The 25478-nt window shown below is 75.1% G+C and carries 22 protein-coding genes; 11 read left to right on the top strand and 11 right to left on the bottom strand.

Annotation, left to right across the window (positions count from 1 at the left end):
- Positions 1-11 precede the first annotated feature (11 nt).
- Genes SH587_RS04680 through SH587_RS04670 form a run of 3 tightly spaced genes read right to left on the bottom strand, consistent with a single transcriptional unit; the run spans position 12 to position 3147 of the window.
- Positions 12-359: an MmoB/DmpM family protein gene (locus SH587_RS04680; protein ID WP_320669413.1), complete on the bottom strand. Its 348-nt coding sequence runs from the start codon at positions 357-359 to the stop codon at positions 12-14.
- Positions 356-1423: a ferritin family protein gene (locus SH587_RS04675; RefSeq protein WP_320669412.1), complete on the bottom strand. Its 1068-nt coding sequence runs from the start codon at positions 1421-1423 to the stop codon at positions 356-358. The genes SH587_RS04680 and SH587_RS04675 overlap by 4 nt, the downstream gene beginning before the upstream one ends.
- Positions 1408-3147 (bottom strand): ferritin family protein, encoded by a 1740-nt coding sequence (locus tag SH587_RS04670; protein ID WP_320669411.1) that lies wholly within the window; start codon positions 3145-3147, stop codon positions 1408-1410. The genes SH587_RS04675 and SH587_RS04670 overlap by 16 nt, the downstream gene beginning before the upstream one ends.
- A 117-nt stretch (positions 3148-3264) precedes the next feature.
- Between SH587_RS04670 and SH587_RS04665 the strand changes: the two genes are divergently transcribed.
- From SH587_RS04665 to SH587_RS04650, 4 genes are all read left to right on the top strand, one after another.
- A complete protein-coding gene (locus tag SH587_RS04665; RefSeq protein ID WP_320669410.1) occupies positions 3265-4305 on the top strand; it encodes a 2Fe-2S iron-sulfur cluster-binding protein in 1041 nt (346 codons plus the stop codon).
- A 41-nt stretch (positions 4306-4346) separates the two neighbouring features.
- Positions 4347-5243: a LuxR C-terminal-related transcriptional regulator gene (locus SH587_RS04660; protein ID WP_320669409.1), complete on the top strand. Its 897-nt coding sequence runs from the start codon at positions 4347-4349 to the stop codon at positions 5241-5243.
- 65 nt (positions 5244-5308) lie between these two features.
- Positions 5309-5710: a hypothetical protein gene (locus SH587_RS04655; protein ID WP_320669408.1), complete on the top strand. Its 402-nt coding sequence runs from the start codon at positions 5309-5311 to the stop codon at positions 5708-5710.
- A gap of 78 nt (positions 5711-5788) precedes the next feature.
- Positions 5789-6700, top strand: coding sequence for a hypothetical protein (locus tag SH587_RS04650; protein WP_320669407.1), 912 nt, complete (start codon positions 5789-5791; stop codon positions 6698-6700).
- On the opposite strand, the gene SH587_RS04645 is transcribed toward SH587_RS04650, so the two are convergent.
- Both SH587_RS04645 and SH587_RS04640 read right to left on the bottom strand, forming a co-directional pair.
- Positions 6646-7731, bottom strand: a complete 1086-nt coding sequence (locus tag SH587_RS04645; protein WP_320669406.1) for an MGDG synthase family glycosyltransferase — start codon at positions 7729-7731, stop codon at positions 6646-6648. The two genes, SH587_RS04650 and SH587_RS04645, sit on opposite strands and share 55 nt — an antisense overlap.
- A gap of 69 nt (positions 7732-7800) precedes the next feature.
- Positions 7801-10980, bottom strand: a complete 3180-nt coding sequence (locus tag SH587_RS04640; protein WP_320669405.1) for a helix-turn-helix transcriptional regulator — start codon at positions 10978-10980, stop codon at positions 7801-7803.
- Positions 10981-11585: 605 nt separating this feature from the next.
- Between SH587_RS04640 and SH587_RS04635 the strand changes: the two genes are divergently transcribed.
- Complete coding sequence (locus SH587_RS04635) at positions 11586-12329, top strand: LysR family transcriptional regulator (protein WP_320669404.1); 744 nt, start codon at positions 11586-11588, stop codon at positions 12327-12329.
- Here SH587_RS04635 and SH587_RS04630 read toward each other — a convergent pair.
- Positions 12262-13569 (bottom strand): M28 family peptidase, encoded by a 1308-nt coding sequence (locus SH587_RS04630; RefSeq protein ID WP_320669403.1) that lies wholly within the window; start codon positions 13567-13569, stop codon positions 12262-12264. The genes SH587_RS04635 and SH587_RS04630 overlap by 68 nt on opposite strands.
- A 31-nt stretch (positions 13570-13600) precedes the next feature.
- Between SH587_RS04630 and SH587_RS04625 the strand changes: the two genes are divergently transcribed.
- On the top strand, positions 13601-14335 hold the full coding sequence (locus tag SH587_RS04625; RefSeq protein WP_320669402.1) for a TetR/AcrR family transcriptional regulator: 735 nt from the start codon (positions 13601-13603) through the stop codon (positions 14333-14335).
- Here SH587_RS04625 and SH587_RS04620 read toward each other — a convergent pair.
- Both SH587_RS04620 and SH587_RS04615 read right to left on the bottom strand, forming a co-directional pair.
- On the bottom strand, positions 14268-14705 hold the full coding sequence (locus SH587_RS04620; RefSeq protein ID WP_320669401.1) for an acyl-CoA thioesterase: 438 nt from the start codon (positions 14703-14705) through the stop codon (positions 14268-14270). The two genes, SH587_RS04625 and SH587_RS04620, sit on opposite strands and share 68 nt — an antisense overlap.
- Before the next feature lie 10 nt (positions 14706-14715).
- Positions 14716-15525, bottom strand: coding sequence for a helix-turn-helix domain-containing protein (locus SH587_RS04615; RefSeq protein ID WP_320669400.1), 810 nt, complete (start codon positions 15523-15525; stop codon positions 14716-14718).
- A 118-nt stretch (positions 15526-15643) separates the two neighbouring features.
- On the opposite strand from SH587_RS04615, the gene SH587_RS04610 reads away from it, so the two are divergent.
- The 4 genes from SH587_RS04610 (at position 15644) to SH587_RS04595 (ending at position 19383) form a co-directional block, all read left to right on the top strand.
- Complete coding sequence (locus SH587_RS04610) at positions 15644-16357, top strand: TVP38/TMEM64 family protein (RefSeq protein WP_320669399.1); 714 nt, start codon at positions 15644-15646, stop codon at positions 16355-16357.
- A 37-nt stretch (positions 16358-16394) separates the two neighbouring features.
- Positions 16395-17387 carry a D-alanyl-D-alanine carboxypeptidase family protein gene (locus SH587_RS04605; RefSeq protein ID WP_320669398.1) on the top strand — a complete coding sequence of 331 codons (993 nt, stop codon included), beginning with the start codon at positions 16395-16397 and terminating at the stop codon, positions 17385-17387.
- A 64-nt stretch (positions 17388-17451) separates the two neighbouring features.
- On the top strand, positions 17452-18657 hold the full coding sequence (locus tag SH587_RS04600; RefSeq protein ID WP_320669397.1) for an MFS transporter: 1206 nt from the start codon (positions 17452-17454) through the stop codon (positions 18655-18657).
- Positions 18658-18669: 12 nt separating this feature from the next.
- On the top strand, positions 18670-19383 hold the full coding sequence (locus tag SH587_RS04595; RefSeq protein WP_320669396.1) for a DNA alkylation repair protein: 714 nt from the start codon (positions 18670-18672) through the stop codon (positions 19381-19383).
- Here the strand turns inward: SH587_RS04595 and SH587_RS04590 are convergent.
- Both SH587_RS04590 and SH587_RS04585 read right to left on the bottom strand, forming a co-directional pair.
- Positions 19380-20813 carry an NAD(P)/FAD-dependent oxidoreductase gene (locus SH587_RS04590; RefSeq protein ID WP_320669395.1) on the bottom strand — a complete coding sequence of 478 codons (1434 nt, stop codon included), beginning with the start codon at positions 20811-20813 and terminating at the stop codon, positions 19380-19382. The genes SH587_RS04595 and SH587_RS04590 overlap by 4 nt on opposite strands.
- Positions 20814-20847: 34 nt before the next feature.
- Complete coding sequence (locus SH587_RS04585) at positions 20848-22263, bottom strand: aspartate aminotransferase family protein (protein WP_320669394.1); 1416 nt, start codon at positions 22261-22263, stop codon at positions 20848-20850.
- A 248-nt stretch (positions 22264-22511) separates the two neighbouring features.
- Here SH587_RS04585 and SH587_RS04580 point away from each other — a divergent pair, with 248 nt between their 5' ends.
- Positions 22512-24335, top strand: a complete 1824-nt coding sequence (locus tag SH587_RS04580; protein ID WP_320669393.1) for a serine hydrolase domain-containing protein — start codon at positions 22512-22514, stop codon at positions 24333-24335.
- Positions 24336-24351: 16 nt separating this feature from the next.
- Here the strand turns inward: SH587_RS04580 and SH587_RS04575 are convergent, their stop codons facing one another.
- Positions 24352-25473 (bottom strand): LuxR C-terminal-related transcriptional regulator, encoded by a 1122-nt coding sequence (locus SH587_RS04575; protein WP_320669392.1) that lies wholly within the window; start codon positions 25471-25473, stop codon positions 24352-24354.
- Between the last annotated feature and the right edge of the window lie 5 nt (positions 25474-25478).

The following is a 25478-nucleotide window of genomic DNA, read 5'->3' as shown; positions in this document are numbered from 1 at the left end:
CGGCCGATGGCTCAGACCACGTCGACCGCCTCGTGGACGTCGTGGGTCAGCAGCAGCGCGTCGTCGGTCAGGGCGATCCGGCCGTAGTAGGTCGACATCACCACCTGGATCAGGCTGCCGTCGACCGGGAAGCCGCACTCCGCGGTCAGCTCGGCGAAGTCCAGCCGCAGCCGGTCGCGGGCGCGGACCTCGCAGTAGGAGGCGTTCTCGAAGACCTCGACCCCGTCGTGCTCGCAGAGCGCGTCGACGATCGCGTCGCCCTCGACGCAGCGGGCGATCGTCAGCCCGACGTAGTCGAACGCCCGCCCGTCGCCCTGGGCGCTGGTCATCCCGCCGCCGGCGTCGGCGACGCCGCTCACGCCACCGCCTCCGGCCGCGCGGCGGCGCTCTCCGTCAGCTCGCGCTGGTCGCCGACGACCGCCGCCCGCGCGTCGGCGAAGCTCGTCCCCGGCGCGTCGTCGAAGACCGACTCGAGGCCGTCGACGGCGGCCAGCGCCTCGGGGGTCCAGGCGGCCAGCCAGCCGTCGACGAGCTCGCCGTTGGCACTCCCGTGCTCGCCGTCGACCCGCACGAAGCGGGTGAACGCGAGCGCGAAGTCCCGCCACCAGGCGCCCTCGCGCTGGGCGTTGCGGGCCAGTGCGGGGGTCAGCGGATCGGCGGCCCGGAGCGCGCCCCGCAGCAGCAGCTCGCGCCGCAGCAGCACGCCGAGCAGCGGCTCGACCACCAGCCCGGAGACGACGATCAGCTCGCCCCAGTCGCGGATCGTGCCCATCCGCTCGACCAGCCGCCGGGCCGGCTGCCAGGCGTCCTCGCCCAGCCAGCGGGCGCGGGCGGCCTCGATCGTGACGTCCCCGAACGCGTCGTCCAGGTCCATCCCCTCGATCACCAGCGCCTGCGCCTGCCGCTGCTTGATCGCCGCGTAGAGCACGATCCCGTGGGTCAGCACGTCGCTCAGCGCGGCCCGCGAGCGGCGGGTGGCGATCGCCCAGATCCCGTGCTCGACGAACGCCGGCACCTGGCCGTCGCGGCGCAGGAACGCCACCCAGTCGGGGTCGACCTCGTCGTACAGCCCCTCGCTGCGGGCGCTGTGGGCGGCGGCGTCGAGCTCGCGCTCGCACTGCGCGCCCTGCTGGTAGTACGGGCGCTCCCAGAGCTCGTTCGGGTCGCGGAAGGCCGACCAGCTGGCGACGTCGAGCGCGGTCGAGGCGTCGTCCCAGGTGCCGCGCCCGTCGGCGAACGAGCAGTGGTAGCCGCTCTTCAGGAAGCGGTGGACCGAGGGCTGGGTGTCGAGCGTCAGGTCCTCGTAGATCGACGCCTTGCGGCCCGCCGGGACCACCCACTGGAACTGCCGCTCCGGGTCCTCGCCCCGCCGCCGGCGGCGCTCGCCGGCGCGCTCCTCGCCGGCCATCAGCGCGTCCCCCACGGCGTCGTGCCGACCGCGGCGGCGGCCAGGTCCTCGGGCGTGGCGACGACGTGGCCGTTGCCGTTGCGTCCGCGCCCGCCGCCGTAGAGCGTGACCGGCTGGAAGCCGTTGCCGTCGCCGTTGACCGCTCCCTGCGGATCGCTCGGGTCGTGCCAGTTGCCGTCCGGCAGGCCGAGCGCGCGGGCGTAGTTGACGTTCGGGCTGGCGATCTCGAAGTCGCAGGCGCGGATGTCGTCGATCGTCCAGAGCCCGGTCTCGCGCAGGTGCGGCTGACCGATCAGCGTCTTGCCGTCGGCCCGCAGCAGCCCCAGGTCGACGATCACCTCGGAGAGCGCCTTGCCGTGGTGCTTGTCGAAGAAGTTGCGGTCGCCGGTGTAGCGGCCCGGATTGGTCTCGTCGAGCCACTTGCACTCGGGCGAGCAGTAGAAGCGCGTCCGCTCGTGGCCGTGGCGGTCGGTGCAGGTGCGGTGGCAGAGGTCGTCGTCGAGGACGCAGGCCAGCATGCAGGTCCAGCAGAAGGGCGGTGCGCCGTCGAGCAGGCCGCCGAGCAGCAGCGCCCCCTCCTCGGGATCGGTCAGGGCCGAGTACGCCTCCCAGGTCGCCCCGTACTCGTCGTACCAGCCGGGGTACTGGGCCTCGAACCACTCGAAGTCGCGCTCGCTCACCGGCGAGAACTTCCAGAACTGCAGCGGCCAGGTGGCGAAGGCCAGCGGCGCGGTCTTGTGGTGGAGCCCGGCCACCAGCCGCTCGCGCGCCCGCTCGAACATGTCGGGCGGGACGGTCACGCCCATCTTGCCCAGCTGCTCGACGTAGGACCGGTACCAGTCGTCGCGGATCCATCGGTCCCACTTGGTGATGTAGCTCTCGTGGTCGGAGCGGTCGCTGGAGAAGTACTCCATGATCGTGCCGACGAACGGGTCGACGAAGGCGTGCACGATCCACCACGCCTGCTGCAGGTCGTGCTGGATCAGCGGGATGTTCTCCTCCTTCTGGAGGACGGTCAGCATCGTCGCGTAGCCGTTGGAGATGTGGCGCGCCTCGTCCGACTGGACCGACGAGTACGTGGTCGCCTGGATGAAGTCGCCGTTGCGGGTGGCGACGTCCGGCAGCGCGACGAAGGCGACGTTGGTGAACGCCGTCTCGATCACGGTCATCATCGTGAACCCGGCCGCGATCGGGTCGCCGACGAACGAGTGGGAGAACATGTTGATCCCGGCGCGGGTGAACATGTTCTCGGCCATGTACTCCTGGCCGCGGTGCCAGCCGGCGGGGTCGGGCGTGTGCTTCGCGTACCAGCGGGCCAGGTTCATCTGCATCCCGATGTGCCGGACCTCGTCGACGAACTGCACGTGGTACCCGTTCAGCAGCTCCTCGTTCGGGACCACGTCCATCACCACCGACATGCAGCGGCCGGCCGCGCCCTCGGCGTAGACCAGGATCAGCACCAGCGGCTTCATCACCTGCAGCCAGCGCTCGTCGGCCTTGGTCGGCATCCCCGCCCGCAGCGCCGCGTCGAAGCCGCCGTAGACCCGGTCGTCCTTCTCCAGCTGCATCGGCAGGTATTCGCGCATCACCTGCTTCATCGGGTCCTTCGCCTTCTCCGGGAAGACGTAGCGGGTCTCGTAGATCGGCACCGGCTGGTGGTAGTCGTGGCGCCAGCCGAGCTGGGCGATCCGCTCGTGCGTCCTCGTGACGCTGCGGCGGCGGGTCTGCTGCGTGGCCATGCGCCACTCTCCCCCGGCCCTCCGGCGGCCGGCATCGGGAGGGTGGGTGATATCCCTCACCCGTTCAGCGTCGCGCCCTTCCCCCGGCCGCCGCGGCGGGGATACGGTCGCCGACCCATGAGCCCCGTGATCAGGTTCGAGCCGATCGGCGTCGAGGTCGAGTGCGACGAGGAGGAGACCGTCCTCGAGGCATCGTTCCGCGAGGGCTGGAACCTCGTCCACGGCTGCCGCGAGGGCCAGTGCACCGCCTGCAAGAGCTTCCTGCTGGAGGGCGACGTCTCGCACGCGTCCTACTCGCCCGACGCGCTGTCGGAGAGCGAGGCGTCGCAGGGCTACACGCTGCTCTGCCGCGCGATGCCCGATTCCGACCTGGTCGTCGAGCTGCTCCACTACGACCCCGACAACCTGCGGCTGGCGCACCCGATCGTCGACGGGCGGGCGCGGGTCGCCGCCATCGAGGAGCTGACCGAGGAGATCGTCCGGCTGCGGCTGGAGACGCTGGCGCCGGCCGACTTCTCGTTCACCCCCGGCCAGTACGTCGACCTGTGGGTGCCGGGCACCGACGGCGGCGAGCGGCGCTCCTACTCGCTGGCCAACCTGCCCGGCGAGGGCGTCCTCGAGCTGGTGATCCGCCGCTACCCCGGCGGCCGCCTCTCCTCGATGCTCGGGGTCGCCGGCCAGGTCGCGGTCGGCGACGAGCTGGGCTTCACCGGGCCCTACGGCACGATGGCGCTGCGGACCGGCGAGCGGCCGGTGCTGCTGGTTGCCGGCGGCTCGGGGATCGGACCGGTGCTGTCGCTGCTGCGCGAGCTGGCCGCCGAGCGCAGCCCGCGACCGGTGCGGTTCCTCTACGGCGCCCGCCGCGAGCGCGACCTGCCGCTGCTGGAGGAGATCGCCGCGCTCGGCGCCGCGCTGCCCGACTTCGCGTTCGTGCCGGTGCTGTCGGAGCAGTCGTGGGCCGGCGCGACCGGGCTGGTCCACGAGCACGCGGGCGCGCTGCTGGCCGCCGGCGAGCTGGTCGACCCGGTGGTCTGCACCTGCGGTCCGCCGCCGATGATCGACGCGCTGGTGGCGCTGCTGACCGCCCGCCACGGGGTCGACGAGCGCGACATCGCCTTCGACCGCTTCACGACCGCGGCCGCCGGCGAACCGGCCTGATGCCGCTCGCCGCGCGCGGGCCCGATGGTACGTTCGCCCCGATGGGGAGGACGGACGACGAGGACCCGGCGCTCGCGGGCGTCCAGCGGGCGCTCGCCGCCCTCCGCGAGCCGGCCGGCGCCGGCACGGTGATGGACCGCGGCCTGCGGGCGCTCTGCGAGCACTGCGGGTTCTCGCGCGCGGTCCTGTTCCGGCTCGAGGGCTCGGAGCTGATCGGCGAGGCGATCCACTTCGTGCAGCGGCCGGAGTGGGCGGCCGAGCTGCTGCTGGAGACCCGCCGGACCCCGATGCCGATGCGGCACACGGTGCTGGAGACCGAGATGCTGCGGCGGCGCACCGCCGGGCTGGTGCTGCGGCCGCAGGACGACCCGCACGCCTTCAAGGACCTGACCGCCCCCTTCTTGACCCGCTCCTACGCCGCGGCGCCGCTGTCCCCGGACGACCGGGTCGTCGGCTTCCTCCACGCCGACCACTACTTCGACGAGGGCCGTCACGTCGACGAGCACGACCGGCTGGTGCTGGCCGCGTTCGCCGAGGGCTTCGCGATGGCCCTCCACCGGGCGGTGCTGCTCGACCGGCTGGCGCTCCAGCGGCGCGAGCTGCGGCGGCTGATCGGCGAGGCGGCCGCGGTCGCCGACGGGGTCGGCCTGGACGGCGGGCTGGCGCGGGCCGACGACGATCTGCACGCCTCGCTGCGGATCGCGGCGGGCAGCGGTCCGCCGCCCGACGAGCGGCTGCAGGCGCTGCTGACCCCGCGCGAGCTGGAGGTGCTGGAGCTGATGGCCGCCGGCGCCACCAACGCGGCGATCGCGCGGCGACTGGTCGTCTCCGAGCAGACGGCGAAGACCCACGTCTCGCACGTGCTGCGGAAGCTGCGGGCGACCAACCGCGCCGCCGCCGTCTCGCGCTACCACGCGATCACCAACCGCGGCCGCTGAACGGGGGAGGAAGCTCACCCGTTCCCCCGATGCCGGCGCTCGGGGTGCGCTCCTAGGGTCGCGCCATGCCCTACTTCGACAGCGCCGACGAGGCCTACGCCTACCTGGCCGGCGTCTTCCGCAAGGCCGCCGAGCACCCCCAGGTCGGCCCCGTCCTGGCCGGCGCGAACCTGGTCCTCCAGCTGCGCTACAGCGATCCCGACTGCCAGACGACGGTGGTGATGCGCGACCCGATCGAGGTGATCGAGGGCGACACCGACCACCAGCCCGACGTGGTCCTGGAGCTGACCGCCGACGACGCCGACCGCTACTGGCGCGGCGAGCTGAACCTGGCCGTCGCGCTGGCCAAGCGGCGGGCCCGCAGCCAGGGGCCGATCAACAAGATCCTCAAGCTGGTGCCGCTGACCAAGCCGATGTTCCCGCTCTACCGCGAGATGGCGGCGGAGAAGGACGCGGCGGCGGCCTGACTCGGGCGGGGGCGTTTTGGCGGGGCTGGCGGCGGACGCGGGGCGGCGCCGCCGGGCCAGCCGCGATAGTTGCGGCCCGTGCCCTCCTCGGACACCATCCTCGGCGTCGTGGCCGCCGCCGGTGCCGCCGCCTGCTTCGACGGCGCGGTGGTGCTGCAGGCGCGCGAGGCCCAGGCGGTCGAGCACGCCCACGGCCTGCGGGCCTCGCTGCTGACGCGGCTGGTCCGCCGCCCGCGCTGGGTGCTGGGCACGGCGCTGGCCGTGCTCGGCTGGCCGTTGCAGCTGGTCGCCTTCGCGCTGGCGCCCTTCACCGTCGTCCAGCCGACCCTGGCGCTGGGCCTGGTGCTGCTGCTCCTGCTGGGGCGGCGGATCCTCGGCGAGCACGTCGGCCGGGCGGGGTGGGCGGCGGCCGCGACGGTGGTCGTCGGCGTGGCGCTGATGGCGATCGTGGCCCCGGAGCGGAGCGAGGCGATCCCCGACAGCGGCCGCCTGATCGGCGTGCTGGCGCTGCTGGCGCTGGCGATCGCGCTGCCCTTCGTCCGCGGTCAGGCGCGGTCGGGGGCGTGGCTGCTGATCGGCTCGGCGGGCTGCGCCTTCGCCGCCTCGGCCCTGACCGGCAAGCTGGCCGTGGTCGAGCTGCAGCACGGTCGCCCGCTGGCCGCCCTGGCCTGGGGCGCGGCGACCGCGGCCGCCGCCGGGATCGGCTTCCTGGTCGACATGACCGCCCTGCAGCGGTTCGCCGCCACCCGCGTCGCGCCGCCGATGTTCGTGCTCGAGACGGCGATCCCGGTCGCCTGCGCCCCGTTCCTGCTGCACGAGACGTGGGGCGACACGCCGGGCGGGGGGTCGCTGGTGGTGCTGGGACTGCTGCTGGTCCTGATCGGCGGGGTCGGCCTGGGGCGCTCGCGGACGGTGACCGCGATCGAGCACCCCGATCAGCGGCCGGCCAGCTCCAGCACCAGCTCGGCCGCCGAGGGCCGCGCGCCGTAGCCCAGGTCGGGCGAGGGGCCCTCGGCCAGCGCACCGGCCAGCGCCTGCCGCAGCGACGGCTCGTCGACCGCCACCCGTGCCAGTCCGAACCGCTCGTAGGCGCGGTTGTTGATGCGGATGTGGGCGATCCCCCAGCCGTAGGAGATCACCCGCGCGCCGCGGATCATCGCCTCGAGCGCGGTCAGCCCGGCGGTCGAGTGGACGAGCACGTCGGCGGCGGCCATCAGCTCGCCCATCCGGTCGGTGAAGCCGAGCGTGCGGGCGCGCGGGTGGCGACCGAAGGCGCCGTCGAGGGCCGCGCGCAGCTCGGCGTTGCGGCCGCAGAGGGCGACGACGGTGGCGGCCGGGTCGGCGTCGAGGCCGGCGCGGACGGCGCCCTCCAGGTCGCCGACCCCCCAGCCGCCGCCGGAGACGAGCACCACCGGGCCGGTGGCCGGCAGGTCGAGCGCGCGGCGGGCCTCGTCCGGGTCGAGCGGCTGGTCGAACGAGGGGTGGGTGAGCCCGCGGACCGCGGCCACGCGGGTGGCGGCGCCGGCGATCTCCCGCACCTCGGCGGCCGACTCCTCGTGGGTGATCAGGTGCAGGTCGACCCCGGCGTGGGCCCAGTAGCGGAGCGCGGCCAGGTCGGTGATCGCCGAGGCGACGGGCACGGGCAGCCGCCGGTGGCGTCGCAGCACGCCGAGCACGTACGAGGCCAGCGGGTGGGTGGCGACGACCGCGTCGGCGCGGTGGGCGGCGACGGTGTCCCGCAGCCGCCGGCCGGCGAACAGCGGCATCCCGATATCGCCGATCCACCGCGTCGGCCGCCGCATCGCCAGCTGGTACTGGAGGTCGAAGACCGCGGGACCGCGTTCGAGGATCACGTCGGACCCCTCGCGGACGACCTTGCGGATCGCGGCCCCGGAGACCTGGAGCACGTCGAGGATCTCGATCTCCGCGTCCGGCACCCGCTCGCGCACCTCGGCCGCCAGCACCCGGGCCGGCAGGTCGTGTCCCTCGCCGATGTCGGCGCTGAGGATCAGCAGGCGCACGGCGAGCCACTGTATCCGCGGGGCGGGGCGGAGGCGGATCAGACGGCGGGCGGCGGGCGGCGGGCGGGGTCAGACGGCGGCGAGGCCCAGCCGGTGGGCGACGGCGGCGGCCTCGGTGCGGCTGCGGACGTCGAGCTTGGCCAGGATCCGCGAGACGTGGACGCTGGCCGTCTTCTCGGCCATGAACAGCTGCTGGCCGATCTCGCGGTTGGTAGCGCCGCCGGCGACTAGCGTCAGCACCTGTCGCTCGCGGGGCGTCAGGCCGAAGGGGTCGGCGGGAGCCGTCCCGGCCGCCGCCGGATCGTCCGTCCCGTCGGCGGGAAGCGCGGCGGCGGTCGCCGTCCCGTTGCCGGTCGTCCCGTCGGCCGGGACGACGGCGACGGCCGCGGTCGGGTCGTCGTCCAGCCGCAGCCGCCCGCGGGCGGCCAGCGACCGCAGCTCGTCGACCAGCCACGCCGCGCCCAACCGTTCGGCGACGACCAGCGCGTCGCGGACCGATGCCGTCGCGCCAACCCGGTCGCCGGCCTGGACCTGGCCCTCGGCGGCCTTCCACCGCGCGCGCACCGCCGGATAGGGGTAGTCGAGGGCCAACCACGCCTGCTCGGCCGCGATCCAGGCTGCCGGATCGTGGTCGCCGTGGGCGCGGGCCAGCTCGGCCTGGGCGTGGAGCAGGTTGGCCCGCTCGACCGGACCGGCGTCCTCGGCGGCGGCGCGGACCCGTTCGAACATCGCCTCGGCGCGGCGGATCGGCTCGGCGTCGTCCTCGCGCCGGTCGCGGGCGCGCTGGGCGGTCTCGGCCTCGATCTCGACTCCGACGGCGCAGAGCAGCGCCATCCGCGCCGCGTCCTCGGCGCAGAACTCGATCCGGTCGAGCCCGCGGTCGATCGCCGCCCGGGCGGCGTCGAGGTCGCCCCGGCGCTGCTCGTAGCGGGCTCGCCCCTCGGCCACCGGCACGTGGCACTGGGGCTCGGACGAGCCATCGGCTAGCCGCTCGATCTCCGGCAGCAGGGCGCCGGCGCGCTCGTCGTCGCCGACGCCGAGGGCCAGGTCCAGCCGCCGCAGCAGCACGTTGAGTCGCCCGGCGCCGGCGGCCCGCCGCTCGGCCTCCTCGGGCAGGATCCGGGCGGCGGCGTCCCAGTCGCCGAGGGCGTAGGAGAACTCGGAGAGCGCGGCGGCGAGCCACAGCCGGTCGGCGCCGCCGGTCGGGGCCAGGTCGTGGCCCTCCTCGGCGATCTCGCGCGCCGTCCGCGTGCGGCCGGCGATGTGCATCGCGTCGGCCAGGTTGGTGTAGGCGCTGGTCAGCTCGCCGATCGACCGGCTGAGACGCGCGACCTCGATCGCCCGCCGCAGCTCGCGGGCGCCGGCGTCGGGGTCGCCGACGGCGGCGAGCGAGACGCCGAGCGCGTTGCGGGCCCTGCTCTCGGCCGCCTCGTCGCCGACCGCCTGGGCGAGGGCCAGCGCCTCGCGGGCGACCTCGACGGCCTCGCGGTAACGGCCCTGGAGCATCCGCGCCTTGGCCCACCATGCGAGCAGCCGGGCACGCTCGACGCTGACGTCGCCCTCCAGCAGGTCGAGCCCCTCCTGGGCCAGCTCGAGCGCCTCGATCGGGCGCAGCATGGCCCAGCGGACGCGGGCCAGCCGTTCGAGCGTGACGGCCGCCTGGCGGGGGTCGGCGGCGCGGTCGATCTGCTCGAGGGCGGCGACCAGCAGCGTCTCGGCGCGGGCGTGCTCGCCGACGCCCTGGTGGGCGGTGGCGGCGCTGCGGAGGACGCGGGCGTGGGGCCGTCCGGCGACGGTCTCGGCGTCGGCGACGTTGGGCCACAGCGCGAGGGCTCGCTCCAGCAGCTCGGCCTCCTCGCCGTAGGCGTGGACGCGCTCGGCGGCGTCGGCGGCGCGGATGGCGGCCCGCAGGGCGGCGGGCTGGTCGCCGGCGCTGGCGTAGTGGTGGGCGATGCCGCTGGTCAGGAAGACGCCCTCGCCGACCTCGTCGACCCGCCGTTCGAGGGCGTGGGCGAGGGCCAGGTGCAGCTCGGCGCGCTCGCCGGGCAGCAGGTCGTCGTCGACCACCTCGCGCAGCAGCGCGTGGCGGAAGGCGTAGCGGCCCTCGTCGTCGGCGACCAGGATCTGGCTGGAGACGGCGTCGCGCAGCGCCTCGCGCAGGGCGCGACCGTCGAGCCCGGCGGCCTCAGCGAGGATCGCGTGGTGCAGCCGCTGCCCGAGGGCGAGGGTGCGGAGGACCTCCTGGGCGTCGTCGGAGAGCTGCTCGATCCGCAGCATCAGCGCGTCGCGCAGGGTCGGGGGCAGCCCGCCGCGGCCGTCGAGCCCGGCGGCGAGCAGCTCCTCGCTGAAGAGCGGGTTGCCCTCGCTGCGGGCGTAGAGCCGGTCGACCAATCCGTGGTCGGGAGGGGCGCCGAGGATGTCCGCCAGCTGCTCGGCCAGCTCCTCGCGGCTGAGCGGGGCCAGCTCGATCCGGCGGGCGTGCGCGTCCCGCTCCAGCTCGGCGAGCAGCGGGCGGAGCGGGTGGCGCCGGTGCAGCTCGTCGGGCCGGTAGGTGGCGACGACGAGGATCCGCTCATGGCAGAGGCTGCGGGAGAGGAAGGAGAGGAAGGCCCGCGTCGACCGGTCGGCCCAGTGCAGATCCTCGATCACCAGCAGCAGCGGCTGGTCCTGGGCCAGCGTGTCGAAGAGATGGAGCAGGGCCTCGAACAGTCGGCCCTGGGCGACGCCATCGGTCTCGGAGGAGACGGCCGCGGGCGGAGGCGGCACGGCGGAGGCGGAGGGAGCAGCGGGCTCGGTCAGCGGCGCGGATCCGTCGGTCGCGGCGCTGGGCCCGGCCGCCGAAGGACCGGCCACGCCGTGGCCGGGCAGGAAGCGGCCCAGCTCGGCCCGCAGACCGGGGTCGAGCCGATCGAGCACCGGATCGCCGGCCCGAGCCAGCGGCCGCAGCGCGGCGACCAGCGGGGCGTAGGGCAGCTCGCCGCTGCCGAGCTGGACGCAGTCCCCGCCGATGACGCGCGCGTACGGCCCCGGCGCATCGGCGCCGGGGCCGTCGGGGACGCGATCGTGGTGCGGCGCTCGGCGGGCGCTCCGCTCGAGCTCGTTGACGAGGCGGGTCTTCCCGACCCCGCTCTCACCCGCGACGAACGCCAGCGACGGGCGTCCCGCGGCGGCGTCGCCCAGGGCGGCCCGCAGCTCCGCGAGCTCGCCCGTGCGGCCGACGAACCGTGTGCTCGTCACGCGCGTCGCCATCGGTCCAGTATCGCGCGGCGAGGCGCCGGAGTGCGGGACGGAACCCGTTGTCGAACCGTCCGGGAGCCCAGCGCGCCACGTCGAGCTCCGCGGCCCTGCGGGCACCGCGCTCGACCTCCGTCCGGCGGACGTCGACGATGTGGTTGGTGAGTTGTCCGTGCATGGTGCGCTCCCTTCGGTCGGAATGGGCACGAGAGTCATCTTGGGCTACGCCTCCCCCGCCCACATCGGGCGTCCGGAGCCGCTGAGCAGGTTCGACCCCTTACCTCGGCCGACCCCGAGCCGCAGCACCCCTTACTCGCCCCACCGAGCCACCCGCACCGACCGCAGAGGTGCGCGCGGGCCCGCCCAGCAACGGCGAACCGGCCCGCTTGCGGGGCGGCCTCGCGTTCCGGGTGCTCGTCCCTCCTGAGGTCGATTGGCGCTCGTTCGCACCGTGCGAACGGCGGCCAAGCGGGCCCGGAGGACGAGGCGACCTCGGATCGGCAGTGGCGGCCGCGGGCCCGATGGCGGCGGGCCAGAGGCGGGCGGTGGCGGAGGGGCGCCCAGACCGTGCCAACTCCGTGACAGGGGCCGGGTCGGTGCGCGGGCGAGGGTACGGTCGGATGGTGTTCGCGATCCGGCAGCTCGAGGCGTTGGTGGCGGTGGCCGAGACCGGGCACCTGGGGCGGGCCGGCGAGCGGCTGGGGACGACGACGAGCTCGATCAGCGGGCTGCTGTCGCGACTGGAGCGGGAGGTGGGCGTGCCGTTGCTGCGCCGGTCGCAGCGGCCGGTGACGCTGACCGCCGAGGGAGTGGCGGTGCTCGATCAGGCCCGCGTGGTGGTGGCGGCGGGACGGCGGTTGGCGGCGCGGGTGCGAGCGGTGGCCGAGGGCCGGGGCGGGGTGGTGCGGGTGGGGGTCGACCGGACCTGTCGACCGGAGGGAGAGGCGGTAGCGCGAGAGCTGCGGGCGGGGCTGCCGGGCGGCTGGTCGGTGCGGACCGAGGTGGCCGTGGCCGCCGAGGTCGGGGAGCGGTTCGAGCGGGGCGCGGTCGACCTGATGGTCACGCGTCAGCCGCTCGCGCGGCGGGCGCGGGAGTGGTGGCGCAAGCCGTGGGAGCGGCCGCGGCGGGCACGATCGGCGGTGGCGCTGGTTCCGCTGGCCTCAGCCGTCTCGCGGGCGCCGCCGCAGTTCGTCTGGACGCCGGGGCGGCTGCCTCCGCTCGAACGATGGCCGCTCGGGCCCGGCGGGTTGGTGCACGTCGTTCGTCGACGGGCGGCCCCCGCCCGCCCCAACCAGATCAGCGGCCGGAGGCGACCCCGCTCGACGACTCGTCGCCGGCCAGGCGGTGGAGCAGGGCGTGGGTGAGCTTGACCGCGCGCTCGATGGTGGCGTAGTCGAGCTTGTCCGGGGTGTCCGACATCTGGTGGTAGTGGGGCATCGCCTTCGCTCGATCGAAGGAGACCAGGGTCGCCGTGGGGTACCGAGCACGACTGGGGATCACGGCGTCGGTGCTCGAGCGCGACCGCATGCCGCGACGGAGGGCCAGGCCCTCGTGGGCCGCGACGTCGTCGATCAGGTCGCGGAAGCTGCGCCAGTAGTAGTCCTCCATCACCATCGTGCCCTCGCCCTCGATCATCACCAGCTCGGGCGAGCCGATCGTGTCGTAGTTGAGGAACCAGGTGCGCTCGACGTCGAGCTGGGGGAAGTGCTCGGCGGCGAAGCTGTAGATCCCGCCCTGGATCACCTCCTCCGCCCCGCACGACACCAGCAGCACGCGGATGCCCGGCACCGGCTCGGCCCGCAGCCGCTCCGCCAGGGCGACGATCCCCGCCACCGCGCTGAGGTTGTCGTTCGCGCCCGGCACCACCGGGCTGCGGGCGATGTCGGTGAACGAGGCCGTCGCCAGCGCACCGAGGGCGATCCCCGCCGCGCTCGCCCCGCGACGCCCCGTCAGCGCCCCCCACGCCGACAGCGCCGGCGCCGCCACCACCGGCCACCACAGCGGCAGCGAGGTGTCGACCCGCTCGAAGACGCCCGGGGCCAGCCGCGCCGCCGTCCGCTGGAGGGTCTGGTCGAAGGCCGCCCCGGTCGGCGCCGCATCGTGGTGGGCCATCACCACCAACGTCCGCTCGGCCTCCGGATCGCCCGCCTCCGCCACCACGTTCCAGGTGGTCTGCGGCTGCTGCGTGGCCTTGCGCGCCACCCGCGGACCGTTCGAGACGTCGTCCGCGATCGCCGCCGCCGCGGCACCCGCCACCGCCGCCGCCAGGCCACGGCCCCGCCGCGCCAGGCCCAGCACCCCCGCCGCCGCCCCGACCGCGCTCAGCTTCGCGATCAGCGGCGCGTAGCCGTCCAGGAACTCCGCCTCCTCGACCCGCGCCGGCGCGCCGGCCGCGGTCAGCCGCTCGGCGATCCAGACGGCCGCCTCGTGCTCGGCCGGCGAACCCGCCCGCCGCTCCAGCGGGGCCAGCCGCTCGACCACCTCGCGCGCGGTCGCCAACGCGTCCGGCCGCGGCGGCTTGCGCGCCCGCGGCTTGCGGGCCGGGGCCGGCTTCGCGTCCGAGGAGGAGGTCGAGGTCGAGGCGGGACGAGGTGCGGGCGGCATCGGACGACGAAGGGTGCAGTAACTTGGTCGAATGGTCAAGAATCCCGCGAGCGGCACGGCGCCCGAGGGCGTGCGGCGGCAGGCCCGAGGCGAGCAGCGCCGCGACCAGCTGCTGCGGGCGACCCTGCGGATCGTGGCCAGCGAGGGCACGGCCGGCGTCAGCCAGCGGCGGGTGGCGCGCGAGGCCGACGTTCCGCCCTCGCTGCCCACCTACTACTTCGCCTCGGTCGACGAGCTGCTGGAGGAGGCGCTGCGGCTGTTCGCCCGCGAACGAGCGGCGATGCTGCGGCAGCTGGCGGCGTCGTTCGACCGGGCGACGATGACGCCCGAGCAGATCGGCCAGCTGCTGGCCGTGGCGCTGGTCGACGGCGACAGCGAGGCGGAGATCGCCCAGATCGAGCTGTACCTGGAGGCAGGCCGGCGACCGGTGCTGCAGGAGGCGGTGCTCGCTTGCCTGGACGCCTACCGCGAGGTGGCGGCTGCGGCGCTACGGGCCGCCGGCGCGACCCGCCCCGAGGAGGGCGCGGTCACCTTCGTGGCGCTGATCGACGGGCTCGGGGTGACGAAGGCCACCGGGACGCTCGCCACGATGACCCGCGACGAGCGGGTGGCGATGCTGGCCGCGATGATCCGCGACGTCTTCGTGCCCTACGCGCTGCGGCGCGAGGAGCGCGACGCCTGGGACGAGCGGCTGGGCGTCAGTCGGCGAGGTCCGGAGCTGCGACCGCCGGCAGCCGATGGAGCGCCTGACGCTCCGGCTCGTTGAGCTCGCGCGAGCGGCGCTCGCGGGCGTCCCAGGCGACCATCACCGTCCGGCCCTCGGCGGCGACGGTGCCATCGCGCTTGACGATCCGCTGGAGGATCGTGACGCTCGACCGGCCGAGCCGCTCGAGGGCGCTCTCGACCGTCACCTCGCCGTCGGCCAGCCGGACCTCGTGGCGGTAGTCGAGCTCGACCCGGGCCAGCACGAAGGCGCCGAGCCAGCGGCCCGCCACCTCGGGATCGGCGAGGACCGCGCCGCGCCCCTCCTCCAGCAGCTCGTGGTAGACGGCCTGGTTCAGGTGGCCGAGGGTGTCCATGTCGCGGTAGCGCAGCCGGATCGTCACCCGGGCGCCGAACTGCTCCGGCGTGCTCATCGCCGGGACGTTAGTGACCGGCGGCCACGACCTCGCGCAGGATCGCCGTGGTCGCCTCGTCGGCGGGGTAGAAGGCCTCGACCGACAGCTCGGTGAGGGTGATGTCGACCGCGCTGCCGAAGGTGGTCATGGTGCTGAACAGCTCCAGCTCGTGGCCCTCGTGGCGCAGCCGCAGCGGCAGCACCAGCTCCTCGCCGACGCCATGGCCGTGGGGCGGATCGCGTTCGACGCCGGGGTAGTCCGCCAGCTCGTCGTGCAGCTCCTGCAGCCGCGGGTCGGCGGTGATCGCGGCCGCGCGCCGCAGGCGGTGCATCAGGTGACCGCTCCAGTCGGCGAAGTTGGCGATCCGCGGCGCCAGGCCGTCGGGGTGGAGGGCCAGCCGCAGCGCGTTCGGGGGACCGTCGGCCAGCAGCTCCGGGGCGACGCCGGCGGTCACGATCCCGATCCCGGCGTTGGCGGCGACCATGTTCCAGTGGCCGTCGACCACCAGCGCCGGGAACGGCTCGTGGGCGCGCAGGAAGCGGTCGAGGGCGTCGCGCACTGGGGCCATCTCGGCGTCGTCCAGCGAGCGCTCGCGGTACTCGGGCGCGAAGCCGGCCGCCAGCAGCAGCCGGTTGCGCTCGCGCAGCGGCACCTCCAGCCGCTCGGCCAGGTGCAGCACCATCTCGCGGCTGGGACGCGCGCGCCCGGTCTCGATGAAGCTCAGGTGGCGGCTGGAGACGGCCGAGTCGAGCGAGACCTCCATCTGGCTGAGGTTGCGGCGCTGGCGCCAATCCCGCAGCAGCTCGCCGACTCGGGGGGTGGGGGTCGCGAGGGCCATGGGACGAACCTAGCGGCCGCGGGTCAGCGCGACGATGACCCGCGGGGTAAGCGCGGGGCCACCGCCGTTCACCGTCCGGCAACCCCCGCGCCGGTCCCCGGGACTAGCGTGGTTCGCCGTGTCCGGCCGCCCCGTTCCGCGCTGGCTCGTCCCGCTGGGCACCGTGGTCGGGACGCTGCTGCTGCTCGGCGGGCTGCTGGCGATTCCGGCGCTGCGCGACGCGCTCGGCACCGCGCTGCGCGGCGACACCACCCAGCTGCGGACCGACCTGCGGGCGCTCGGGGTCGGCGGGGCGCTGATCCTGTTCCTGCTGGTCCAGGTCCACGCGGTCGTCTTCTACCCGGCCGAGATCGTGCTGGCGGTGGCGGGCTTCGTCTACGGCTGGGCGCTCGGGCTGGGGCTGATGGTGGTCGCCTGGGCCGTCTCGGCCGTGCTCTGCTGGCTGCTGGGACGGTCGATCGGGCGGCCGGTGGTGCGGGCCGCGTTCGGGGAGCGACGGGTCGACGGGCTCGAGCGGCTGCTGGCGCGGCAGGGGACCTTCCCGCTGCTGGCGGCGCGGCTGATCCCGGTGGTGCCCTACGCGCTGGCCGGCTACGTGGCGGGAGCGCTGCGGGTGCCGCTGCCGCGCTACGCCTGGACCAGCGTCGTCGGCTACCTGCCGCTGCAGGCCGCGGTGGTGTTGCTGGGGCACCGGCTGGACGACCTCTCCCCCACCGATCCGCTGCTGTGGGCGGCCTTCGCCCCGCTGCTGATCCTGCTGGTCGCGACCCGGCCGCTGCTGCGCCGGATCGAGCGCCGCCACGCCCGCGCGCAGCAGCCGGCCGAGCGCTGACGCGCGCCCTCCGGTCGGTGCGGCATGCTGTTCGGCGGTGAGGCGTGCCTGGCTGATCCTGTTGCTGGTGGGGGCGTGCGCGGCGTTGGTCGGCTGCGGCGGCAGCTGGAGCCAGTCGACCGCCGCCGGCAACGAGCCCGCGGACGAGTCAGCGCCCCCCGCGCCGATGCAGGCGGCCAACGGCCCGGTCGACGACCCGCCGCTGGTGACACCGCTGCGGCTGCGGCTGGCCGGGGCGCGCAACGCCTTCCCCGACCCCTTCCGCAAGCCGCCGCGGGCGGCGCTGGTCTTCGACCTCGACAGCGGCGAGGTGCTGTGGCGCAAGGCGGCCACCCGCGACCTGCCGATCGCCAGCCTGACGAAGATCATGACCGCGCTGCTGGTCAACGCCCACGCGCCGGCGAGCGCGCGGGTGCGGATCACGAAGCAGGCGCTGGCCTACCAGGGCTCGGGCGTCGGGCTGCTGCCGAAGCACCGGACGGTTCAGCTGGAGACGATGCTCTACGGGCTGATGCTGGCGTCCGGCAACGACGCGGCGATCGCGCTCGCCCAGCACGTCTCGGGGACGGTGCCGCGGTTCGTGGCGCGGATGAACAGCCAGGCGCGGGCGCTCGGCCTGCGCTGCACGCGGTTCGACTCGCCGAGCGGGTTCGAGGAGGTCCGCTTCCAGCGGCAGGCGGCCAACCGCTCGTGCGCGGCCGACCTGGCGGTGCTGGCGCGGGCGCTGCTCGACCAGCCGCGGCTGGCGCGGATCGTGCGGACGCGGGTGGCGAACCGGCCGTTCCCGGTCAAGGGCGGGCGGATCCAGCTGTACAACCACAACCCGCTGCTGAAGGAGCGCTACCCGGGCACGCTCGGGATCAAGACCGGCTACACCGACGTCGCCGGCCGCTCGCTGGTGGCGGCGGTCGAGCGCGACGTGCACGGCAAGCGGCGGCGGCTCGGGGTGGTGCTGCTGCACTCGCCGGACCCGGGACGGCAGGCGAAGGCGCTGCTGTCGCGGTCGTTCGCGGCGCTCGCCGGCGGCTGAGCGAGCGGCCGGTCCGCCCGGCGGTGACGGCCGACGGTCGCCGCTTGCCACGATGTCCGGCGGGATGGACGCCGACGAACCCCAACAGCGACCTCTCGACCGCGGCCTGGTGCTGCTGCTGGCGGCGACCTGCGGGGCGTCGGTCGCGAGCATCTACTACGTCCAGCCGCTGCTCGACACGCTGGCGTCGAAGCTCGACGTCTCCGACGGCACCGCCGGGCTGCTGGTGACGGCGGCCCAGGTCGGCTACCTGGTCGGCCTGGTGCTGCTGGTGCCGCTCGGCGACCTGCTGGAGCGGCGGTCGCTGATCAGCCGGGTGCTGGCGCTGTCGGCGCTGACGCTGCTGGCCTGCGCGGCGGCGCCCTCGTTCGCGGTCCTGGCCGCGGTGCTGGTGGTGGTCGGGCTGACGTCGACCGTGGCCCAGGTGGTGGTGCCGCTCTCCTCGACGCTGGCGGCGCCCTACGAGCGCGGCCAGGTGGTCGGCACCGTGATGAGCGGGCTGCTGATGGGGATCCTGCTGGCCCGGACGCTGAGCGGGCTGCTGGCCGAGATCGGCGGCTGGCGGCTGGTCTTCGCGGTCCCGGCGGTGGCGCTGCTGCTGCTGTCGCTGCTGCTCTGGCGGCGGCTGCCGACGGTGCCGCCGACCGAGACGCTGCGCTACCCGCAGCTGCTGGCGTCGGTCGCGCGGCTGGTCCGCGAGGAGCCGCAGTTGGCCCAGCGGATGGCGATGGGCGCGCTCCACATGGGCGGGTTCAGCGCGCTCTGGACGGCGATCGCGTTCCTGCTGGCGCGCGAGCCGTACGGCTACGGCGACGGCACGATCGGCCTCTTCGGCCTGGCCGGGCTGGTCGGGGCGATGGTCGCGCCGATGGCGGGACGGCTGGCCGACCGCGGGCACGGCCAGGTGGCGAACACGGCCTTCCTGGTGCTGGTGGCGCTCTCGTGGGGGCTGCTGGAGCTGGGCGGCAGCGTGCTGGTGGCGCTGATCGCCGGGATCGTGCTCTTCGACCTCGGGATCCAGGGGGCGCAGATCAGCAACCAGAGCGCGGTCTACGCGCTGCGGCCCGAGGCCCGCAGCCGGATCACCACCGCCTACATGACGGCGGTCTTCGTCGGCGCGGTGGTCGGGTCGGCCGCGGCGGCGGCGGTCTACTCGGCGGCGGGCTGGGACGGGGTCTGCGCGCTCGGGGCCGGGATGGCCCTGACCGGCCTCGGCTTCTGGCTGCTGGTGGCGCGCCCGACCGCCGCGCGGGCGACGGCCCGCCAGTAGCGTGGGCCCGCGATGGGGGCCGACCGGGAACTGATCGACGCGATCCGCGCGGGCCTGGTGGCCGCCGCCGATCCCGAGAAGGCGCCGCAGATGCAGCGCTACATGAAGTCGGAGATGCCCTTCCACGGGGTGCCGAAGCCGGCGCGGGCGGCGCTGATGCGGCCGCTGCTGCGCGAGCGGACGCTCGACCCGGAGAGCTGGCGGGCGACGGTCGAGGAGCTGTGGCGCGGGGCGACCCACCGCGAGCAGCGCTACGCCGCCCTCGACCTGCTCGGGCACCGCCGCTACGCCGCCGCGCGCGATCTGGGGCTGCTCGACCTCTACGAGGAGCTGATCGTCGACGGCGCCTGGTGGGACCACGTCGACGAGGTCGCGGGCGGGCGGCTGGGCGAGCTGCTCGACCGCGAGCCCCAGGCGACCGCCGCCGTGCTCCGCGAGTGGGCCGTCGCCGAGGACTCGATCTGGAAGCGGAGGGCGGCGATCATCGCCCAGGTGAACCGCGGCCCCCGCAGCGACTGGGCGCTGCTGCAGGACGCGATCGAGCCGAACCGCGGCGACCGCGAGTTCTTCATCCGCAAGGGCATCGGCTGGGCGCTGCGGGCCTACTCGGCGGTCGATCCGGACGCGGTCGAGGAGTACTGCGAACGCCACGAGCTGCAGCCGCTGAGCCGCCGCGAGGCGCTGCGCAACCTGGAGAAGGTGCGGGCGAAGCGGGCCGCGGGCTAGCGCCCCGACAACCGATCGGCCACCGTCGCCACCCGCGACGGCCGGCCGGTCCGGCGCTCGATCGCCTGGGCGACGCCGAGCAGGCCGTAGACGCTGCGGATGCCGAGCCAGCGCAGCGGCTCCGGCTCCCAGCGGGGCGGGGCGGCGGCGGGCGGCAGCACCCAGGCCAGCTCGGTGAGGGCGGTCCGCTCGCCGCGCAGGAGGTCGGCGAGGGTGCGGCCGGCCAGGTTGGCGGCGGCGACGCCCTCGCCGACGTAGCCGCCGGCCCAGGCGACGCCGGTCGCGGGGTCGGCGCCGACGCCGGGCGTCCAGTCGCGGGGGATGCCGAGCACGCCGTGCCAGGCGCCGGCCACGGCGACGTCGCGCAGCGGGTCGCCGAACAGCCGCACCAGGCCCTCCTGCAACTCGCGGACGGTCACCTGCGGCACCGGGCCCTCGCGATCGGTCCGGGAGCCCCAGCGGTAGGGAACGCCGCGGCCGCCGATCGCGATCCGGCCGTCGGCGGTCCGCTGCAGGTAGTGGTAGAGCAGGCCGCCGTCGAGGATCGTCTCCTGCCCCGCCCAGCCGAGCGCCTCCCAGCGGTCGTCGGCGAGCGGCTCGGTGACGATCATCGAGCTGTTGACCGGCGCCAGCGACCGCCGCTGGCCGGCCAGGCCGACCCCGTAGGCCTCGGTCGCGCGGACGGCCCAGCGCGCGGTCACGCTGCCGCGATCGGTGCGGACGACCACCGGCGCCCCGTCGCGGCCGGCGCCGGCGGCAGGCCGGCCGCGGCGGGCGGGCTCGATCGCGGTCACCGTCGTGCCCTCGACGATCGTGGCGCCGGCCCGCTCGACCGCCGTCGCCAGGCCGCGGACGAGCTTCGCCGGCTGCAGCCGCGCGCAGGCGCTGCTGGCCCACGCCCCGCGGCCGCCGCGGATCGCGACCCGGGCGGCGAGCCCGTCGCCGTCGAGCCAGGCGTCGGCGCCGTCGTCCCAGCCGCCGGCCGCCCGCACCGCGTCGACCGTCGCCCGCAGCCGCTCCAGCTCGACCGGGGTCTGGGCGACGTGGAGGGTGCCGCCGCGGTGGAGGTCGCAGTCGATCCCGTCCTCGGCCAGCGCCCGCTCGACCACGGCGACCGTGTCGCGGATCGCGTGGTGCATCGCGACCGCGCCGCCGGGGCCGCGGCGGGCGTCCCAGACGGCGGGGTCGCCGGCCAGCTCGCCCTGGAGCCAGCCGCCGTTGCGGCCCGAGGCGCCGAAGCCGCAGACGTCGCGCTCGACGACCAGGACGTCGAGCGACGGGTCGGCCCGCAGCAGCTCGCGGGCGGTCCAGAGGCCGGTGAAGCCGCCGCCGACGACGCAGACGTCGACCGACCGCGGGCCGTCGAGCGACGGCCGCGGGTCGGGCATGCCGCCGAGCGCGGCGAACCAGTGGGAGACGGGAGCGGTCACGGGCTCAGTCGGCGGCCGCGCGCGCCGGCCGTCCTCAGCGGATCCGGCCGGCGGCCTCGCTCAGGACCTCGCCGAGGATCCCGGCGATCTCGTCGAACTGCTGCTGCTCGGCGATCAGCGGCGGCGAGATCTGGACGACCGGGTCGCCGCGATCGTCGGCGCGGCAGATCAGGCCGGCGTCGTAGAGCCGGTCGGAGAGGTAGTCGTGCAGCAGCGTGTGCGCTTCCTCGTCGCTGAAGCCGGTCTTCGAGTCCTTGTCCTTGACCAGCTCGATCGCGTAGAAGAAGCCGGTCCCGCGGAGGTCGCCGACGATCGGCAGGTCGAGCAGCGGGGCCAGCGTGCGGCGGAAGTCGTCCTGGTGCTCGGCGACGTTCTCGACCACGCGCTCGCGCTTCATGATCTCGATGTTCTTGAGCGCGATCGCCGTCTGGACCGGGTGGCCGCCGAAGGTGATCCCGTGGGTGAACATCGCGCCGGGCTGCTGGAACGGCTCGGCGACCTTGTCGCTGATGATCAGGGCGCCGATCGAGGCGTAGGCCGACGAGAGGCCCTTGGCGCTGGTGATCAGATCGGGCTGGATGTCGTAGCGGGCCGACCCGAACCAGTCGCCGAGGCGGCCGAAGCCGGTGATGACCTCGTCGGCGCAGAGCAGGATCCCGTAGCGGTCGCAGAGCGCGCGAACGCCCTGGAAGTAGCCGGCCGGCGGGGTGAAGGCGCCGCCCGCGTTCTGAACCGGCTCCATGATCACCATCGCGATCGTGTCCGGCCCCTCGCTCTCGATCCGGTGCTCGAGGTCGTCGAGCAGGAAGGCCGTGAACTCGGCCTCGGTCTCGCCCTCGGGACGGTGGAAGCGGTTGGTGTTGCGGACGTGGCCGACCTGCGGGACCAGCGGCTCGAAGGGCGCGCGGAGGCCCGGGAGGCCGGTGATCGAGAGCGCGCCCATCGAGGTGCCGTGGTAGGCGACGTCCCGGCCGATCGCCTTCCAGCGGCGCTCGCCGCGGAGGGCGTGGTACTCGCGGGCGATCTTCCACGCCGACTCGACGGCCTCGGCGCCGCCGGAGGTGAAGAAGACGTTGTTCAGCCCCTCGGGCGCCAGCGAGGCGACCTCGGTCGCCAGCTCGATCGCCCGCGGATGGGCCGCGTTCCAGTTCGTGTAGTACGGCAGCTCGCGCAGCTGGGCGGCGGCCGCCTCGCCGATCTCGTCGCCGTAGCCGTAGCCGATCTGGACGGCGAAGAGGCCGGCCAGGCCGTCGAGGAAGCGCTTGCCGTCGATGTCGGTCAGGTAGCAGCCGTCCCCGGACGCGATCACGGGCAGGGCGCGCTTGCCGCGGAAGTCGGCGCGCTGGCTGAAGTGCAGCCACAGGTGATCCTGCGCCGCCTGGCGGAGCTGCTCCGGCGCGGCGCGCTGGCCCGCGGGAGCGACGTCGGTGGCGGTCGGCGAGGTGCTCATATAAGTGATCGTGCCATTAGTTAGTGCGTCTGGCAAGTGCGGCCTGTCACCTGTTGGCCCGCCGGGAGCGACAGACCGTCGACCGTCGACGGTCTCCCAGACGACGTCATGCCGTCCGTACCGACGGTCGCAAAGTGGTGACGGCGCATACCGAGCGTGGTAGTTTCACCTCCGTAACCGCGTCGTCGGCGGCCGCACCCCCGTGCGGCCCGTGGGACGACGACGCGTACGGGGAGAGGACACGGCTCGTGGATGGAGCGAGGAAGCGCGCGCGGACCCGCGGGCGATCGACGACGGCGCTGCTGGCGACCGCCGCCCTGCTGGCGCTGGGCGGCGCGGTGACGGCCGCGCCCGCCGCGGCGGCGACGGCGACCGAGAAGAAGTGCGCGACCGGCCCGGCCGGGACCGAGCTGCCCGACGCCTCGGCGACCGCGCTCGGCTTCGACGCCCCGGCGCTGCAGGCCGCGGTCGACCGCTCGGCCAGCAGCTCCGGCGGCTCGGTCGCGGTCTACCGCTACGGCTGCCGGGTCGCGTCGGCCTACTCCGAGAGCCCGAACAAGCCGTACCAGAGCTGGTCGGCCGCCAAGTCGGTGGTCTCGATGGCCGCCGGCCGCGCGATCCAGCTGGGCCTGCTGTCGCCCGACGACCGGGTCGGCTCGCTGGTGCCCGAGGCCGACGCCGCGCACGGCGCGATCACCGTCCGCCAGCTGCTGACCCAGAGCAGCGGCCTCCACCAGCACGTCCTGCGCGACTTCAACTTCATCCTCGACGACCACCTGCAGAACGCGCTGACGCTGCCGTTCGACTACGCCCCCGGCACGCACTACATCTACGGCCAGGTGACGGTCTCGCTGCTGGCCGAGGTGGTCGGCCGCGCGGCCGGGATGGACTTCCAGGACTTCCTCCATCGCGAGCTGCTGTCGAAGGTCGGGATCCCGCGCGACCTGGTGGCGATCCACCGCGACCGCGCCGGCCGCACCGACGGCTACTTCGGGATCGAGATGGCGACCCGCAACTGGGCGCGGCTGGGTCAGCTGCTGCTCCAGGACGGGGTCTGGAACGGCCACCGGCTGCTCGACGTCGACTGGATGCACGACGTCCAGCGCGGCAACCCGGTCAACGACTGCTACTCGCTGCTGTTCTGGCCCGACAGCCCCGGCTGCGCACCGCGCTGGGCGCCGCCGGACGGCTACGAGATGAACGGCCTCGGCGAGCAGATCGTCTGGGTGGTGCCGAGCGAATCGCTGGTCGTGGTCCGCTTCGGCCCGATGACCAGCGGCAACTCCGGCGCGCTCAAGGAGGGCGTGACGAAGGCGATCCGCAAGCCGCGCCCGGTGCCCCAGCGGCCGGTCGAGAAGAAGGCCGGCGTGCAGGCCGCGTCGCAGGTCGAGGAGGGCTTCCTGACGATCCTCAACCTGCCCGACCTGCTGGCGGTGACCCAGATCCTGCTGCCGCCGCTGCCCGCCGCCGGTCCCGAGCGGGCGCGGGTGGCCCAGCTGCCCGAGCGCGAGCTGCGACCCGACGCCGCCGGCGACCTGCCGGTGCGGGTGACCTGCCCGCCGGTGGCGCGGAGGCCCTGCCGCGGCACGCTGCGGGCGCTGGCCGCCAGCGGCGACGCGACCCTCGCCAGCGGCCGCTTCGAGATCGGCGCCGGCCAGGCGCGGACGGTCGTCCTCGGCAGCGCCGGGCTCGACGCCGCGATCGCCGGCGGCCGGGTGCGACTGCGGACGACCAGCGAGGACGCGCTCGACGGCGCCACCACCACCCGGCTGGTCGTGGTGCCCGGCCGAGCGGCCCCGGCGCGGGCGGCGGTGCGGGTCAGCGGCGTGCGGCTGACCGCCCGCCGGCTGCGGCTGCGAGTCTCGCGGCCCGCGACGGTGCGGGCGACGATCGAGCGCCGCAGCGGCCGTCGTTGGCGGACGGCGGCCCGGGCCACCGTCCGGGCGCGGCGGGCGGGCACGGCCAGCGCCCGCGTCCGGCGGCTGGCCGCCGGCCGCTACCGGGTGCGGCTGAGCGCCCGCACCGCCGACGGCGCGACCAGCGCCCGGCGGGTCGCGGCGCGGGTCCGCTAGGCCCCGGCCAGCGCGGTCAGCCGCCCGGCTGGCCGCGCACCCGCAGGTAGGTGGCGACCGCCTCGACCCGGTTGGCCGCGCCGAGCTTGCGCAGGATCCGCGCCACGTGCGACTTGGCGGTGCCGACGGTGATCACCAGCCGGGCGGCGATCTGGGCGTTGGTGGCGCCGGCGGCGACCAGGCCCAGCACCTCGCGCTCGCGGCGGGTGAGGCTGGCCAGCGGCGAGTCGGGATCGGGCTGGTCGGCCAGGATCGCGCGCGCCGCGCTGGTCGCCCCGCTGCCGTCGTGGGGCGCGGAGACCAGCTCGACGCGGGTGTCGACGTACTCGTCGACCGCTTCGGCCGCACGAGCGATCAGGCGCCGCACGTCGGCGCTCTGGGCGTGCATCCGGTCGACCAGGCCGACCCGCTCGATCGCGTAGCCCAGCCCCTCGGCGAAGCCCCAGAGGACGTCGCGGTCGAACTCGTCGACCGCCCGCGGATCCTCGGGCCGGCGGACGCCCTTGTCGGCGTGGACGAAGCCGATCACCCGCCCCTCGGGCATGATCGGGGCCGCAACGTACGAGTAGGTGCCGTAGGGCCGGACCAGCGGCTTGTAGGTCGAGGGGTGCTGCTGGGCGTCGTGGACCACGATCGGCCGCCGGCGGCGGATCATCTCGGTCTCCAGGATCTGCTCCTGCAGCTGGGCCGGGTGCTCGCGGCTGAAGGCCAGCAGCCGCGCCGCCCGGTCCGGGTCGTCGCGGTGGTAGAAGGCCTCGGCCACCATCAGCGACCCGTCGACCCGGAAGACGACCACCCGGTCGAAGTCGCAGGCCTCGGCGACCGCCTCCGGCGCGCCGCGGATGATCGACTCGACGGTGCCGTTCTCGCGCAGGCGCACGACCGCCTCGTGGACCCGGACGAACATCGCCAGCCGCCGCGTCAGCTCGACCTCGGCCAGCTCCTCGCGCAGGTCGGCGAGCGTCATCAGCTCGCGGCAGCGGGCGACCAGCTCGCTCGACCGCTCGTCGGCGGTCTCCTCGATCCGGGCCAGGAGGTCGCGCATCGCGTCGGCCAGCCCGTCGCGCAGCGGTGCCGCCGCCGCGCCGCGCTCATCGAGCACCCGGGCCACCCGCTGCTCGATCGACGCGCCCCCCATGGCGC

Source organism: Patulibacter defluvii, from assembly GCF_034096925.1.
Lineage (GTDB): Bacteria > Actinomycetota > Thermoleophilia > Solirubrobacterales > Solirubrobacteraceae > Patulibacter > Patulibacter defluvii.
The sequence above is the reverse complement of the archived record's forward strand: the minus strand, read 5'-3'. Positions and strand labels throughout refer to the sequence as shown.

Excerpts from the sequence above, each read along its gene's own strand:
- SH587_RS04595 (WP_320669396.1), top strand. The coding sequence starts at position 18,670 with ATGGGGGCCGACCGGGAACTGATCGACGCGATCCGCGCGGGCCTGGTG.
- SH587_RS04600 (WP_320669397.1), top strand. The coding sequence starts at position 17,452 with ATGGACGCCGACGAACCCCAACAGCGACCTCTCGACCGCGGCCTGGTG.
- SH587_RS04635 (WP_320669404.1), top strand. The coding sequence starts at position 11,586 with ATGGTGTTCGCGATCCGGCAGCTCGAGGCGTTGGTGGCGGTGGCCGAG.
- SH587_RS04585 (WP_320669394.1), bottom strand. The coding sequence starts at position 22,263 with ATGAGCACCTCGCCGACCGCCACCGACGTCGCTCCCGCGGGCCAGCGC.
- SH587_RS04640 (WP_320669405.1), bottom strand. The coding sequence starts at position 10,980 with ATGGCGACGCGCGTGACGAGCACACGGTTCGTCGGCCGCACGGGCGAG.
- SH587_RS04660 (WP_320669409.1), top strand. The coding sequence starts at position 4,347 with ATGGGGAGGACGGACGACGAGGACCCGGCGCTCGCGGGCGTCCAGCGG.
- SH587_RS04665 (WP_320669410.1), top strand. The coding sequence starts at position 3,265 with ATGAGCCCCGTGATCAGGTTCGAGCCGATCGGCGTCGAGGTCGAGTGC.
- SH587_RS04630 (WP_320669403.1), bottom strand. The coding sequence starts at position 13,569 with ATGCCGCCCGCACCTCGTCCCGCCTCGACCTCGACCTCCTCCTCGGAC.
- SH587_RS04625 (WP_320669402.1), top strand. The coding sequence starts at position 13,601 with ATGGTCAAGAATCCCGCGAGCGGCACGGCGCCCGAGGGCGTGCGGCGG.
- SH587_RS04670 (WP_320669411.1), bottom strand. The coding sequence starts at position 3,147 with ATGGCCACGCAGCAGACCCGCCGCCGCAGCGTCACGAGGACGCACGAG.
- SH587_RS04620 (WP_320669401.1), bottom strand. The coding sequence starts at position 14,705 with ATGAGCACGCCGGAGCAGTTCGGCGCCCGGGTGACGATCCGGCTGCGC.
- SH587_RS04575 (WP_320669392.1), bottom strand. The coding sequence starts at position 25,473 with ATGGGGGGCGCGTCGATCGAGCAGCGGGTGGCCCGGGTGCTCGATGAG.
- SH587_RS04655 (WP_320669408.1), top strand. The coding sequence starts at position 5,309 with ATGCCCTACTTCGACAGCGCCGACGAGGCCTACGCCTACCTGGCCGGC.
- SH587_RS04615 (WP_320669400.1), bottom strand. The coding sequence starts at position 15,525 with ATGGCCCTCGCGACCCCCACCCCCCGAGTCGGCGAGCTGCTGCGGGAT.